General features: G+C 71.5%; 12 protein-coding genes and 1 pseudogene. 3 read left to right on the top strand and 10 right to left on the bottom strand.

Annotated features, from left to right (window positions below; all coding sequences use genetic code 11):
- Positions 1 to 666 precede the first annotated feature (666 nt).
- Positions 667 to 882: an FCD domain-containing protein gene (locus ACWDD7_RS12240; protein WP_450457295.1), complete on the top strand. Its 216-nt coding sequence runs from the start codon at positions 667 to 669 to the stop codon at positions 880 to 882.
- A 378-nt stretch (positions 883 to 1,260) separates the two neighbouring features.
- Here ACWDD7_RS12240 and ACWDD7_RS12235 read toward each other — a convergent pair whose 3' ends face one another.
- Both ACWDD7_RS12235 and ACWDD7_RS12230 read right to left on the bottom strand, forming a co-directional pair.
- Positions 1,261 to 1,857 carry an NADPH-dependent F420 reductase gene (locus ACWDD7_RS12235; protein ID WP_450457294.1) on the bottom strand — a complete coding sequence of 199 codons (597 nt, stop codon included), beginning with the start codon at positions 1,855 to 1,857 and terminating at the stop codon, positions 1,261 to 1,263.
- A gap of 40 nt (positions 1,858 to 1,897) precedes the next feature.
- Positions 1,898 to 2,716, bottom strand: coding sequence for a 3'(2'),5'-bisphosphate nucleotidase CysQ (locus tag ACWDD7_RS12230; protein WP_450457293.1), 819 nt, complete (start codon positions 2,714 to 2,716; stop codon positions 1,898 to 1,900).
- Between the two features lie 137 nt (positions 2,717 to 2,853).
- Between ACWDD7_RS12230 and ACWDD7_RS12225 the strand changes: the two genes are divergently transcribed.
- Positions 2,854 to 3,759 carry a LysR family transcriptional regulator gene (locus ACWDD7_RS12225; protein ID WP_450457292.1) on the top strand — a complete coding sequence of 302 codons (906 nt, stop codon included), beginning with the start codon at positions 2,854 to 2,856 and terminating at the stop codon, positions 3,757 to 3,759.
- A 1-nt stretch (position 3,760) separates the two neighbouring features.
- Positions 3,761 to 3,850 (top strand): annotated as a pseudogene (locus tag ACWDD7_RS12220) (3-hydroxyacyl-CoA dehydrogenase family protein); the annotation flags it as partial.
- A gap of 276 nt (positions 3,851 to 4,126) precedes the next feature.
- On the opposite strand, the gene ACWDD7_RS12215 reads toward ACWDD7_RS12220, so the two are convergent.
- From ACWDD7_RS12215 to infC, 8 genes are all read right to left on the bottom strand, one after another.
- Positions 4,127 to 5,179, bottom strand: a complete 1,053-nt coding sequence (locus ACWDD7_RS12215; protein ID WP_450457391.1) for a PP2C family protein-serine/threonine phosphatase — start codon at positions 5,177 to 5,179, stop codon at positions 4,127 to 4,129.
- Between the two features lie 247 nt (positions 5,180 to 5,426).
- The gene (gene pheT, locus ACWDD7_RS12210) at positions 5,427 to 7,943 is read right to left on the bottom strand and encodes a phenylalanine--tRNA ligase subunit beta (protein ID WP_450457291.1); all 2,517 of its coding nucleotides are present in this window, start codon (positions 7,941 to 7,943) and stop codon (positions 5,427 to 5,429) included.
- Complete coding sequence (gene pheS, locus ACWDD7_RS12205) at positions 7,943 to 9,064, bottom strand: phenylalanine--tRNA ligase subunit alpha (protein WP_351877484.1); 1,122 nt, start codon at positions 9,062 to 9,064, stop codon at positions 7,943 to 7,945. The genes pheT and pheS overlap by 1 nt, the downstream gene beginning before the upstream one ends.
- A 155-nt stretch (positions 9,065 to 9,219) precedes the next feature.
- Positions 9,220 to 10,359 carry a sensor histidine kinase gene (locus ACWDD7_RS12200; protein WP_450457290.1) on the bottom strand — a complete coding sequence of 380 codons (1,140 nt, stop codon included), beginning with the start codon at positions 10,357 to 10,359 and terminating at the stop codon, positions 9,220 to 9,222.
- A gap of 50 nt (positions 10,360 to 10,409) precedes the next feature.
- Complete coding sequence (locus ACWDD7_RS12195) at positions 10,410 to 11,270, bottom strand: TrmH family RNA methyltransferase (protein WP_351877480.1); 861 nt, start codon at positions 11,268 to 11,270, stop codon at positions 10,410 to 10,412.
- Between the two features lie 192 nt (positions 11,271 to 11,462).
- Positions 11,463 to 11,846 (bottom strand): 50S ribosomal protein L20, encoded by a 384-nt coding sequence (rplT, locus tag ACWDD7_RS12190; protein ID WP_030381833.1) that lies wholly within the window; start codon positions 11,844 to 11,846, stop codon positions 11,463 to 11,465.
- 98 nt (positions 11,847 to 11,944) lie between these two features.
- A complete protein-coding gene (gene rpmI / locus ACWDD7_RS12185) occupies positions 11,945 to 12,139 on the bottom strand; it encodes a 50S ribosomal protein L35 (protein ID WP_004933563.1) in 195 nt (64 codons plus the stop codon).
- Between the two features lie 114 nt (positions 12,140 to 12,253).
- The gene (infC, locus tag ACWDD7_RS12180) at positions 12,254 to 12,892 is read right to left on the bottom strand and encodes a translation initiation factor IF-3 (RefSeq protein ID WP_106981816.1); all 639 of its coding nucleotides are present in this window, start codon (positions 12,890 to 12,892) and stop codon (positions 12,254 to 12,256) included.
- Positions 12,893 to 13,169 lie beyond the last annotated feature (277 nt).

Here is a 13,169-nt window from a genome sequence, read left to right as displayed (position 1 = left end):
CGCCGGGGCGGCAGCGCGACGGGGCTGCGCCTGTCGAGGTCTGCTGTCATCGGGCGGCGTTCTTCGCCGCCAGCCGCTGCTCTTCGGCAGAGCAGGCGAAGTAGGCGTCGTCGATCCGGCAGACGCCGAGGCCGGCCATGACCAGGTCGAAAGAATCAGCGCGTGGACAGCCGGCTGCCGGCGTACTCCCCCGGCGATCGTGGATCGCCGGGGGTCTTGTGGTGCCCGTGCCGGCGTTCCGGGCTGTGCCAACTGCGGAAGGAGCGCAGTGCCGACCACACGCATACGACCGGGAGTCACAGTCACTGCGCCCCTTCTACCGTTGCGGTGTCTACGGCATCACTTCCGCTCCGCCTCCGCAGCGTTGACTTCCACGAGGAACTTGGCCTGTGCCCCGCCCGGACGGGCTATCGGTAAGTCCAGCCATTGGTGAGGTCTTCGGTCGCGTGGGCGGTGGGCGTGGATCCGACGCTCACCGGCCGCCGAGGCCGCCATGCGCACCCATATCTGCCGTACGCGGGCCGCGCTGGATGCCATCGGTGAGGGCGAGCCGTGATCGCCAGCCCCGGATATTCGAGCCGCGGCTGACCGTATCAGCGGGGTCGCCCGACAAGATCCCCGCACTGTCGGCCGACGAGCTTGCCTCCGCATGGGCCGCACCGTCAGATGCAGATCGCGCTGAGCGTCGTCGCCGAGGGGCCGGAACACCGGCGCCGCGGCTGCGAAGAGCTCACCGACGTGCTCGAGGCCGTGCGGACCGGGGACCCGGATGCTGCCGAGTCGGCGATGCGAGCCCACATCCGGCGGACCCGGCCGTATCCTGCACGACGCCGGCTGTCTCGACGGCGTGCTCGCCCACACCCCCTTGGCGTCGGCATGTGATCGCAGGGGCACGGAAGGGTGACCGATGTCGACCCGTGCGGATGCATCGGCCTTGAGACCGCCGCGGTTGCCGGCCGGCGGCATTGCCGTCGGAAAGAGCCACACCGTCATGGCGGCCCGCGCATCCACAAGGACCTCGTGCTGGCCGAGTACCGACGCCTCCAGCAAGGCGAGATGCCGTCAGGTCCCGATCCGTTCGGCTGTCGGTGCGCCCATCCGCGTTCCCCATCTGGAAATTTGAGATGGGCCGATTCCTCGGTGCGAGGCCGACGGCCCCGGGTGAGTGGGGCCTCGGGTCGCCGTCCGGCGCTGAATCGCCGGCCTGGCTGCGCTGTTGTCCTGGAAACCGCCCGCCGAGGGCGGTGCGCTGTGTGCGGATCAGCGGGCGATCGAGATCGCGAAGGGCGCCAATCCGGTGGAACGGATCACCTGCGGTACGAACAGTATTGCGGCCTCCGTGGCGCGGGCGGTCTGGATGCCGCCGAGATCGGTGATCCACGCCTTTTGCCAGCCGAGGTCGGTGAGCAGTTCGTGGACGGTCTGCTTGGCCTGCGGGTCGTCGCCGGAGAGGAAGGCGGTCGGTGTCTGGGTAAGCGTGGTCGGCGCGGTCATCACCGGGAAGAGCATGGTGTTGAGGGTCTTGACGACGCGGGTTTCGGGGAGTGCTTCCTGAAGTTGCTCGGCGAGGCTTGAGCCGGGGTAGACCAGGTGGGCAGGCAGTCCGTCCGGTCCGTCGACAGTGGCGTTGGAGACGTCAACGAGGATCTTGTCGCGCAGTTCCTCGCGCAGGGCGACGAGCCGGTCCAGCGAGCCGGCTCCCGGAGTGGCGTTGATGACGATCCGGGCTGTCCGGGCGGCGTCGGCGGCTGCGCCGGGCGCACGGTCCGCCACGGTCACCTCATGCCCTGCCCGGGTGAGGGCTGTGGCCAGGTTGCCGCCGACGCGGCCGTTTCCGAGTACTGCGATCGTGGTCATGGTGATGTGCTCCTTGCGTGGGTGCGGGTGTGGTGCGCGGTCAGCGGGAGAGGGTCGCGACGGCATCGGCGTGGACGCCTGGCGCGGCGGCCAGGAAGGTCTCGCTCTGCGGGGTCCAGGGGCGGCCCTCGGCGTCGGAGATCCGTCCGCCCGCCTCGGTGACGAGCAGTGCCCCGGGCAGCAGATCCGCGCGGGCGCCGGCGAACTGCCAGAAGGCGTCGATCCGGCCGGCGGCCACGTTCAGCAGGTGCAGGGTCGCGGGCACGGCGGTGCGGACGACGAGCGCGTCGTAGAGCATCGCGGTGATCGAGGAGCCGACGCGCCGCACGACCTTTTCGTCCTCGTCCGGACGCGCCTGGCTGGTGGCCACGATGCTCAGGCCGAGGTCCTCGGTCTGGGAAACGTGCAGCGGCCGGCCGTCGAGGTGGGCGCCCGCGCCGGTGAGCGCGGTGTAGGTCTCGTCGGTCAGCGGCAGGTAAACCGCGGTGAGCACGGGCTGGTTCTCACGCACCAGGGTGGCGGTCACCGCCCACTCCGGCAGGGCGTGCAGGTGGTTGACGTTGCCTTCGGCCGGGTCCACGACCCACCATTCGCCGGGCGGCAGCGCGCCACCGTCCAGTTCGTTTTCCACCCAGCCGGCGTCCGGGCGCAGGCGGGTGAGGCGGGGGCGCAGGATGTCGAGGACGGTGTCGTCGTTGGCGGCGAGCGCACTCATCAGCTCTTCGCGGCTCCGGTAGCGGACCACTTCGCCGAAGCGCTCGCGCAGTGCCGAACCGGCCGCGCGTACGGCGATCGCGGTCTGGCCGAGCAGGTCGGCGTCGGAGGCGGCGACGTCAGTGGTCCGAGGTATTTCGGACATGAGGAACTCCCTTGTGAGTAGTAGGTGTTGGGGCCCATCAGGCCGAACTGCGCGTTCTGTTCAGCGCTCTGGCATCGAAGGTATAGAGCCCCTTGATTAACTTCAAATGCACGTGAAGCACGACTAGGATTACTCACATGCAATTGGATTTGAACCTACTGGCCGCGCTCGACGCGCTACTGGAGGAGGGAAGTGTGGCCGGGGCGGCCGCACGTATGCATGTCACCGCCCCCGCGATGAGTCGGAGCCTGGCCCGAATCCGGCGCACAACCGGGGATCAGATCCTGGTGCGCACCGGCCGCACGATGACCCCGACGCCGTATGCGATCGACGTCCGGGAACAGGTACACGAGCTGCTGCACCAGGTCCAGGGGGTGCTGGCACCGAGCCGTGAACTCGATCTGGCAACGCTGGAGCGCACCTTCACACTCCGCTGGCATGATTCCCTGGTCGCCTTGAGCGGCCCCGCACTGCTCTCGGCCGTGCGTGAAGAGGCGCCGGGCGTGCGATTGCGCTTCGTCGCGGAATCGAACATCGACACCCCCGAGTTGCGGCGCGGCGAGGTGGACCTGGAGGCCAACGCCAACCGCCCGAGCGCACCGGACATCCGTGCCGAGAACATGGGCGAGTCCCGTCTCGTCATCGTCGTGAGGCAGGGGCACCCCCTCACCCGCGTCAGGACCGTCACCGCCCAGCAGTACGCCGCCGCCGACCACGTCACCGTCTCCCGACGCGGGAACCTCAGCAATGCCCTCGACGACGCCCTCGCGCAGCTCGGCCTCACCCGCCGCGTAGTGGCGACCGCGCCCACGGAACTGGCCGCGCTGGAGTTCGCGCGCAGCTCCGATCTCCTGATCAGCGTCCCCGAAGCCACCACGCGCTCAGCGGTCGCCGACCTCGGCCTGGTCATGCTCCCCCTCCCGCTCGAACTGCCGTCGGCACAGATATACCTGTCATGGCATCAGCGCTACGACACCGACCACGCCCACGCCTGGCTGCGCGGGCTGGCGCGAACCGCGCTCGCCGACGGAGCGTCGTCGTAGTCCGTACGCCGCTCCCCCGCTGCTCCAGCGCATGGTCGAGGCGGGCCGGCTCGGTCGCAAGACCGGGTCGGGGTTCTACACCTACGGCTGATCGTCTTCTTCGCCCACGGCTGATCACCCTCGGCCACCAACGGACGTGCCCGGCGCCGGACTCGGCGCCGGGCACGTCCGTTTCGCACACCGTGTGCGCGCCGGGCCCGCGTATGCCCATCGCACACCCCACCACGCGACCATCGGCGGGTTCCCTCTGGTCTCGCTGGGACACGCGCGCCGGCCGCTGCCCTCGCTCGGCGCGCTCGTGGTGACCCGGGCCGCATGGGGTAAACCGCCGAGCGCCGGGCTGCCGGCGGTGGTGCGGCGGGAACCATCAGCCGTGCGTGGTGGTGGCCCGCCGGGCGGCGGCCTCCCGCGCCGTCGGCGTGGGCTCCCGCTCGTCGCGCAGCACCAGGAGGGCCACGTCGTCGGCGGGGGTGCCGCCCGTGTGCCGCAACAGGGCGGTGAAGAGGTCGCGCAACACCCCCTGCGGCGAGGCGGGTCGGTCGCGTACGACGGCGCGCAGCGCGTCGGGCAGGGCGAAGAACCGGCCCCGGGCGTCCCGCGCGTCCTGCGCGCCGTCGGTGAACAGGACCAGCGACTCGGCGGGCCGCAACGGCGCGCAGCGGCGCGGGGCGAGGTCCGCCGGGAGCGGGAACGGGCCCAGCGGGGGCAGCGGTTCGACGCGGGCGAGGGGCTCGACGGCGGTGCCGGTGAGCCGGTAGGGCCAGGGATGGCCGCAGTTGAGGGCGCTCAGCGCGCCGTCCCGGCCGATCTCCAGGAGCAGCACGGTGACGAACTCCTCGGCGACGGGGTTGTCGTGGTCCGCGGTGCCGCCGGTCGAGGGGTGTTCCGCGCGGGCCCGTTCCCTCAGGTGCCGGGCGAGCGTCCGCTCCAGTCTGCGCAGCACGTCGTCCAGTCGGGCCTCGTCATGGGCGGCCTCGCGGAAGCCGCCGAGGAGGGCGGCGACGGTCCCGAGGGCGGCCAGCCCGTGCCCCCGTACGTCCCCCATCACCACCCGCACCCCGTACTCGGTGGCCACGGCCTCGTACAGGTCGCCGCCGACGCTCGCGCCCCGGTCCGCGGACAACTGGGCGGCGGCGACGCCGAGCCCGTCGAGGCGCGGTGGCAGCGGGCGCAGGACGACGCTCTGCGCGGCCCGTGCCGCCCGCCGGGCGAGCCGCAGCTCCCGCAGCAGGGCGCGCCGTACATGGACCATCAGCCCGGTGCCCACGGCGAAGAACACCACACTGCCGGCGATGCGGGCGCCGAGCCCCTCCTGCGTGGAGAGCGGGCAGCCGAACTTGTAGGCGACCGCCAGGGCTCCCCAGAGCATGGGAAGCGACGCTGCTCGCACGGTGGGTGCCCGTGCCTTGATGCGGATCATGCCTCTGTCCCCCATGGAGAGTCCCTGACAGAGCAGACAGACCGACCCCGAAAGGCCGGTCCGATTCTGTCGACGGCATGGGCCGGGAGGACTGGATCACCTCCGATGACCACTCGAACGAGTGAGAAAGCGCAGGTGGGAGTGCATTTATGCGGCAGGTGACGGGAGGTCGGACGCACCGCGTGCCAGGCGAAGGCGCGCCCGGCCACGGAGGTCCGTGGCCGGGCGCGCCCTCGTGATACGGCGGTCAGCCGCGCAGTACGGCTCCGGTGCGCTCGCCCGCCAGGGCGACGGCCGCGTCCCGGGCCGCCGACGCCTCGTCCACCGTCAGCGTCCGGTCGGGGGCGCGGAAGCGCAGCGCGTAGGCGAGCGACTTGCGGCCCTCGCCCAGCTGCTCGGCGTTCTCGTAGACGTCGAACAGCCGGATGGACTCCAGGAGTTCACCGGCACCGGCGCGCAGCGCGGCCTCGACCTCGGCCGCCGGCACCGGCTTGTCGACCACGAGGGCGACGTCCTGCGTGGCGACCGGGAAGGACGAGATGCTCGGCGCCATCGGGATGCCGTCGCCGGCCTCCTCCAGGGCGTCCAGGTCCAGCTCCATCGCGCAGGTGCGCTCCGGCAGGCCCAGCGCCTTCACGACGCGCGGGTGCAGCTCGCCCGCGTGGCCCACGACCCGCTCGCCGCCGTCGGCCACGACGACCAGCTCGGCGCAGCGGCCCGGGTGCCAGGGGCCGTACTGGCCCTTGCGGACGACGAGGTCGGCGCCGGCCTCGCGGGCCACGGTACGCGCGGCCTCGACCGCGTCGGCCCAGTCGGCCGGGCGGCCCTTGCCCCACCAGCCGGCCTGCTCGCGGGCGCCCGTGAGGACGACGGCGGCGTGCCGCGGCTGCTCGGGCAGCGCGGCGTTCAGCTCCGCGATCTCCTCGTCGGTGGGCCGGCGGTCGACCGGCAGATGCGTGGCGGGACGCCGCTGCTCGCGCGGGTGGAAGACCAGCCCGGTCTCGAACAGGGCCAGGTCGTGCCCGCCGCGGCCGTTGTTGCGGCGCAGCGCACCCAGCAGGCCCGGCAGCAGCGTGGTACGGAGCGCGGGCTCCTCGTCGCTGAGCGGGTTGACCAGCTTCACCACCCGGCGTGCCGGGTCACCGGCGTCCAGGCCGAGCTGGTCGAAGACCTGCTCGCCGACGAACGGGTAGTTCAGCGCCTCGACGTAGCCGGCGCCGGCCAGCGCGCGGCCGATGCGGCGGTGCAGCCGCTGGCGGCCGGTCAGGCCGCGGCCCGCCGGGGGCTTGGGCAGCGTGGAGGGCAGGTTCTCGTAGCCCTCCAGGCGGATGACCTCTTCGGCCAGGTCGTTCGGGTCGGTGAGGTCGGGCCGCCAGGACGGCACGGTCACGATCAGCTCGTCCTGCCCGTAGACGTCGCAGCCGACCTCCTGGAGGCGGCGCACGACGGTCTCACGGCCGTAGCCGACGCCCGCGACCTTGTCCGGGTGGTCCGCCGGGACGGTGATGGTGCGCGGCGCGGAGGGCGCGATGACCTCGGTGACGCCCGCCTCGGCGGTGCCGCCCGCGAGCAGCACCAGCAGGTCCACGGTGCGCTGCGCGGCGGCGGCCGCGGCCGCCGGGTCCACCCCGCGCTCGAAGCGGCGGGAGGCCTCGGACATCAGCTTGTGGCGGCGGGCCGTGCGCGCGATGGAGACCGCGTCGAAGTGGGCCGCCTCGATCACCACGTCGGTGGTCGCGTTCTCCGCGTCCTCGCCGTGGTCGGCGATCTCGGTGTTGGCACCGCCCATCACGCCGGCCAGGCCGATCGGGCCCCGGTCGTCCGTGATGACCAGGTCCTCGGCGTGCAGCTTGCGCTCGACGCCGTCGAGGGTGACGAGCTTCTCGCCCTCCTCGGCGCGGCGCACCCCGATCGTGCCCTGGACCAGCCCCCGGTCGTAGGCGTGCAGCGGCTGGCCCAGCTCCATCATCACGTAGTTCGTGACGTCGACGGCGAGCGAGATCGGGCGCATGCCGACCTTCTGGATCCGCCGCTGGAGCCAGAGCGGGGAGCGGGCCTCGGGGCGCAGACCGGTGACGGTGCGCGCGGTGAAGCGGTCGCAGCCGAACGGGTCGGAGACCCGGACCGGGTAGCCGTACGCGTTCGGCGCCGGCACGTCGATCAGGGCGGGGTCGCGCAGCGGCAGGCCGTAGGCGATGGCGGTCTCGCGGGCGACGCCGCGGATGGACAGGCAGTCGCCGCGGTTGGCGGTGACGGCGATGTCCAGGACCTCGTCCACCAGCTCCAGGAGCTCGATGGCGTCCTTGCCGACCTCGGTCTCCGGCGGCAGCACGATGATGCCGTGGGTGTTGTCCTCGCCCATGCCCAGCTCGTCGCTGGAGCAGATCATGCCGTGCGAGACCTTGCCGTAGGTCTTGCGGGCGGCGATGGAGAACCCACCGGGCAGGGTGGCGCCGGGGAGCACCACGACGACCTTGTCGCCGACCGCGAAGTTGCGGGCGCCGCAGACGATCTCCTGGGGCTCGCCGGTGCCGTTGGCCTGGCCGACGTCGACCGTGCAGAAGCGGATCGGCTTCTTGAAGCCCTCCAGCTCCTCGATGGTCAGCACCTGGCCGACGACCAGGGGGCCCTTGAGGTCGGCGCCGAGCTGTTCGACGGTCTCGACCTCCAGACCGGCCGAAATGAGCTTGGCCTGGACGTCACGGCCGGTCTCGGTGGCCGGCAGGTCGACGTACTCCCGCAGCCAAGAAAGCGGGACCCGCATCAGATCTCCATCCCGAAGGGCCGGGTGAACCGGACGTCACCCTCGACCATGTCTCGCATGTCTTCGACGTTGTGGCGGAACATCAGCATCCGCTCGATGCCGAACCCGAAGGCGAAGCCGCTGTACTTCTCCGGGTCGACGCCGCAGGCGGTGAGCACCCGCGGGTTGACCATGCCGCAGCCGCCCAGCTCGATCCAGCCCTCGCTGGAGCAGGTGCGGCACGGGCGGTCGGGGTTGCCGACGGAGTCGCCCTTGCACACGTAGCAGAGCATGTCCATCTCGGCGCTCGGCTCGGTGAAGGGGAAGAAGTTCGGCCGCAGCCGGGTCTTCATGCCCTCGCCGAACAGCGACTGGACCATGTGGTCCAGGGTGCCCTTGAGGTCGGCCATGGTCAGGCCCTCGTCCACGGCGAGCAGTTCGACCTGGTGGAAGACGGGCGTGTGCGTGGCGTCCAGCTCGTCGGTGCGGTAGACGCGGCCGGGGCAGATCACGTAGACCGGCAGCTCACGGCCGAGCAGCGAGCGGATCTGCACGGGCGAGGTGTGGGTGCGCATGACCACACCCGACTCGGCGCCGCCGTCCGGGCCCTGCACGAAGAAGGTGTCGGCCTCGCCGCGGGCCGGGTGGTCCGGGCCGATGTTCAGGGCGTCGAAGTTGAACCACTCGGCCTCGGCCTGGGGGCCCTCGGCGACCTCGTAGCCCATGGCCACGAAGATGTCCTCGATGCGCTCCGACAGCGTGGTCAGCGGGTGGCGGGCACCGGCGGGGACGCGGTCGTACGGCAGCGAGACGTCGACGTCCTCCTCGACCAGCACCCGGGCGTCGCGCTCGGCCTCCAGCTCGGTCTGGCGGGCGGCGAGCGCCTTGGTGACGGCGCCGCGGGCCATGCCGACGCGCTTGCCGGCCTCGGCCTTGGCGTGCGGGGGCAGGGCGCCGATCTCGCGGTTGGCGAGGGACAGCGGGGACGCAGGGCCGGTGTGGGCGACCTTGGCCTCGTGGAGCGCGTCGAGGGAGTCCGCGGCGGCGAAGGCGGCGAGCGCCTTGTCCCGCATGCGCTCGATCTCTTCCGGTTTCAACGCCTCGACCTCGACAGGGTCGTACGACTTATTGGGTGCCGACATCTCTTCCCGTACTTCCGATTGTCCCCCAGCTCATGCTGGGAGGTGCCCCCAGGCGGATGGTGCCCGTCACCGACTCGCGAGGGCCGCGTCAAGGACACAAAGGTGCCAAAGGCCGAGTCTAACGGGGTGGAGCGTGACGAAGAGCCCGTGGGCCGCTAGGCGAGATACGCCGGGGCGCACACGGGCAACGTAAATCGGAACTCGGCGCCGCCGCCGCGGGCGCGGCCGACCGTGATGGTGCCGCCGTGGGCCTCGACGATTCCCTTGACGATGTACAGCCCGAGTCCGGTGCCACCGCGCTTGCTGCCCCGCCAGAAGCGGGTGAAGACGCGGTTCATGGACTCCTCCGGGATGCCGGGCCCCTCGTCGCTCACCGTGACCGACGTGCCGGCCTCCTCGCCCTCGCGGGGGGACACCGTGGGTGTGATGTCAATGGTGACGGTTCCGTCGCCGTGCCGCACGGCATTTTCCAGCAGGTTGCTGAGCACCTGGTCGATCTTGTCGGGGTCGGCCCACAGGTCGGGCAGCGGCTGCTCGATGCGCAGCAGGAAGCGTCCGGCGCTCTGGCCCGCGGCGACGTACGCCTGGATGTGGCGGGAGACGGCGGCCCCTATGTCGACGGGCTGCCTGCGCACCTCCAGGCGCCCCGAGTCGATCCGGGAGATGTCCAGCAGCTCGGCGATGAGCCGGGTGACCCGGTCGGCGTCGGCGTCGACGGTCTCCAGCATCAGCCGCTTCTGGTCGTCGGTGAAGCGTTCCCATTTGGCGAGCAGGGTGGCCGTGAACCCTTTGACGGAGGTCAGCGGGGAGCGCAGTTCATGGGCGACGGTGGCGATCAGCTCGGCGTGGCTGCGCTCGGTGCGGCGGCGGGCCTCGGTGTCCCTCAGGCCGACGACCAGGCGCCGCACGGGGCCGAGGGGCGCGGCGCGGACGTACCGGGCGGTGACGAGCACCTCGCGGCCGCCGGGCAGCAGCAGGTTGCGCTCCGGCTGCCGGGTCCTTGTGGAGAGGCCCCCGTAGGGGTCGGTGAGCTGCCACCAGCGGCGCCCCTCCAGGTCCTCTAACGGCAGCGCCTTCTCCAGCGGCTGACCGAGGGCCTCGGCGGCGGGCAGGGCGGTGATGCGCTCCGCTGCCGCGTTGAACCCGACGACGCGTCCCCGCTCGTCGGCGACCACCAGTCCGTCGGGGAGCTGGTCGGGATGGAGTCCGCGGCAGTCGTCCGCGGTGCACCCGGACGCGGCGGCGCCGCGCGCGTCCCGTCCCTCCGGCCCGGTGCTCGTGCCGGCCACACTCATCCCCGTACCCCACCTCTCATACGGCGCAGGGCCCCGAGCTGGCCACCCTACTAGCTCTGGGTGACGGAACGGCACCCTCCGCGGGCGCGCTGCGCCCGGGCGGAGGCGTACAGGCACACGGCGGCGGCCGTGGCGAGGTTCAGGCTCTCGGCCTTGCCGTGGATGGGCACGCGCACCACGGCGTCGGCGAGGGCGCGGGTCTCCTCCGGCAGCCCCCAGGCCTCGTTGCCGAACACCCAGGCGGTGGGGCCGCCCATGGTGCCCTTGTCCAGTTCCTCGTCCAGGTCGCGGTCGCCCGCGCCGTCGGCGGCGAGGATGCGCACGCCGGCGGCCTTGAGCCGCTCGATGGCCTGCTCCACGGGGACGCCGACGGCGACCGGGAGGTGGAACAGGGAGCCGACGGAGGCGCGTACGGCCTTGGGGTTGTACAGGTCCACGGAGGCGTCGGTGAGGACGACGGCCTCGGCGCCCGCGGCGTCGGCGCAGCGCAGCACGGTGCCCGCGTTGCCGGGGTCGCGCACGTGCGCGAGCACGGCGACCAGCCGGGGGCGGGCGGCGAGGATGTCCTCGAACGGGGTGTCCACGAACCGGCAGACGCCGACGAGGCCCTGCGGGGTGACCGTGGTCGAGATGTCGGCGACGACCTCCTCGGAGGCGAGATGCACCCGGGCGCCGACGGCACGGGCCTCACCGACGATGTCGGCGTACCGCTCCGCGGCCTCGACCGTGGCGAACAGCTCGACGAGCGTCGCCCGCCCGCCGTCCTCGTGCGCCGCCGCCTCCCGCACGGCCTGCGGCCCCTCCGCGAGGAACAGCCGGTCCTTCCCCCGGAAATTCCGCTTGGCGAGCCGCCGTGCGGCGGCGACACGGGCGGAACGGGGAGAGATCAGCTCGGGGCTGACGGGGGCCATGCTCTTCTTCGCTTTCGGGAGAGTCTTCTTGACGACGCCGGCGCGGTGCCGCGCCCCGTCAGGGGTGCGGGGAACCGCGCGAGCGACCACGGCGGACCCGCGGCCGCACACCGACCGGCGGCCCAACGACAGGACCCGCAAGCCATACAGCCTGCGGGTCCCGGTGTTACTTCGGCTGAAGCCGGCGCAGCGTCACGCGGCCTTGGGCGCGTTGACGTCCGACGGCAGCGCCTTCTGCGCGACCTCGACGAGCGCGGCGAACGCGTTCGCGTCGTTGACGGCCAGCTCGGCCAGGATCTTGCGGTCGACCTCGACGTTCGCGGCCTTCAGACCCTGGATGAAGCGGTTGTAGGTCATGCCGTTGGCGCGGGCAGCGGCGTTGATGCGCTGGATCCACAGCTGACGGAAGTCGCCCTTGCGCTTCTTGCGGTCGTTGTAGTTGTAGACCAGCGAGTGGGTGACCTGCTCCTTGGCCTTGCGGTACAGGCGCGAACGCTGACCGCGGTAGCCGGAGGCCTGCTCCAGGATCGCCCGGCGCTTCTTGTGGGCGTTGACTGCCCGCTTGACGCGTGCCACTTGTTAACTCCTTGTAGCGGGGTCGTGGGTGTCCTCACACGACCCGGAAACGATTGGGTCCCGGTCCAGACGCACGGCGCTCACAGGGCGCCGCGGCGTCACTTGCCGAGAAGCTTCTTGATCTTCGCGGCGTCGCCCGGGGCCATCTCGGCGTTGCCGGTGAGGCGACGCGTCACGCGGGACGACTTGTGCTCAAGCAGGTGGCGCTTGCCGGCGCGCTCGCGGAGCACCTTGCCGGAGCCGGTGACCTTGAAGCGCTTGCTGGCACCGCTGTGCGACTTGTTCTTCGGCATAGCGCCGTTCTCTCCTCGTCGGTGGCGCTCCGGTGCCCGGTCACGAAAACCGGGCACGGTGGAGCGTCGCTCTTGTTTCGGTTACATCCTCGGGAGCCCTGGGGCTCCCCGGGATCACGCCTCGGCAGGCTCCTCGGAAGGCGCCTCGGCCTCAGCGGGGTTCTGCGACTTGCCGGGGTTCGCCTTCGCGTCGGCCTTGCGGGCCTCCTGCGCCTGACGGGCCTCGGCCATCGCCTCGGTCTTCTTCTTGTGCGGACCGAGGACCATGATCATGTTGCGGCCGTCCTGCTTCGGGTTCGACTCCACGAAGCCGAGGTCCTGGACGTCCTCCGCGAGGCGCTGCAGCAGTCGATAGCCCAGCTCGGGCCGGGACTGCTCGCGACCACGGAACATGATCGTGATCTTGACCTTGTCGCCCTGCTTGAGGAACCGGACGACGTGACCCTTCTTGGTGTCATAGTCGTGCGGGTCGATCTTCGGCCGGAGCTTCATCTCCTTGATGACCGTGTGCGCCTGGTTCTTGCGCGCCTCACGGGCCTTCATGGCCGACTCGTACTTGAACTTCCCGTAGTCCATGAGCTTGCACACGGGCGGACGGGCGTTCGCCGCGACCTCGACCAGGTCCAGGTCGTACTCCTGCGCAAGCTCCAGTGCCTTCGCAAGCGGCACGATGCCGACCTGCTCGCCACTGGGACCGACAAGTCGCACCTCGGGAACGCGAATCCGGTCGTTGATGCGGGGCTCGGCGCTGATGGATCCTCCTCGGTAGCACCACGCGACGGCCTGGCGGACTGCCGCGTAACGTCTGTTTTCGTCAGACCAACCGCGCCGAAGCAGAAAAAATGCCCCGGACGATCACAGGCGGGGCTCCTGACTACCGGAGCACCGCCGCGGTGAACGCGGGGCGCGAATCGGGCGGCTCCATCGTCCGTACGGAACGATGGCGGCCGCCTGACCGGAGACCCGCCGTCCCGGGGGACGGATCGGGTGGGAGATCGGAGCCTCCACTTGTGGGCCGAGCGAAAGGTAC

This window comes from Streptomyces sp. NPDC001056 (assembly GCF_053598955.1).
Note: the sequence above shows the minus strand (reverse complement) of the source record. Positions and strands in the feature narration are given on the sequence as shown.

What these genes read in the sequence shown, in the direction of transcription:
- ACWDD7_RS12240 (WP_450457295.1), top strand. Translation starts at nt 667, where the DNA reads ATGCAGATCGCGCTGAGCGTCGTCGCCGAGGGGCCGGAACACCGGCGC.
- ACWDD7_RS12235 (WP_450457294.1), bottom strand. Translation starts at nt 1,857, where the DNA reads ATGACCACGATCGCAGTACTCGGAAACGGCCGCGTCGGCGGCAACCTG.
- ACWDD7_RS12230 (WP_450457293.1), bottom strand. Translation starts at nt 2,716, where the DNA reads ATGTCCGAAATACCTCGGACCACTGACGTCGCCGCCTCCGACGCCGAC.
- ACWDD7_RS12225 (WP_450457292.1), top strand. Translation starts at nt 2,854, where the DNA reads ATGCAATTGGATTTGAACCTACTGGCCGCGCTCGACGCGCTACTGGAG.
- ACWDD7_RS12215 (WP_450457391.1), bottom strand. Translation starts at nt 5,179, where the DNA reads ATGATCCGCATCAAGGCACGGGCACCCACCGTGCGAGCAGCGTCGCTT.
- pheT (WP_450457291.1), bottom strand. Translation starts at nt 7,943, where the DNA reads ATGCGGGTCCCGCTTTCTTGGCTGCGGGAGTACGTCGACCTGCCGGCC.
- pheS (WP_351877484.1), bottom strand. Translation starts at nt 9,064, where the DNA reads ATGTCGGCACCCAATAAGTCGTACGACCCTGTCGAGGTCGAGGCGTTG.
- ACWDD7_RS12200 (WP_450457290.1), bottom strand. Translation starts at nt 10,359, where the DNA reads ATGAGTGTGGCCGGCACGAGCACCGGGCCGGAGGGACGGGACGCGCGC.
- ACWDD7_RS12195 (WP_351877480.1), bottom strand. Translation starts at nt 11,270, where the DNA reads ATGGCCCCCGTCAGCCCCGAGCTGATCTCTCCCCGTTCCGCCCGTGTC.
- rpmI (WP_004933563.1), bottom strand. Translation starts at nt 12,139, where the DNA reads ATGCCGAAGAACAAGTCGCACAGCGGTGCCAGCAAGCGCTTCAAGGTC.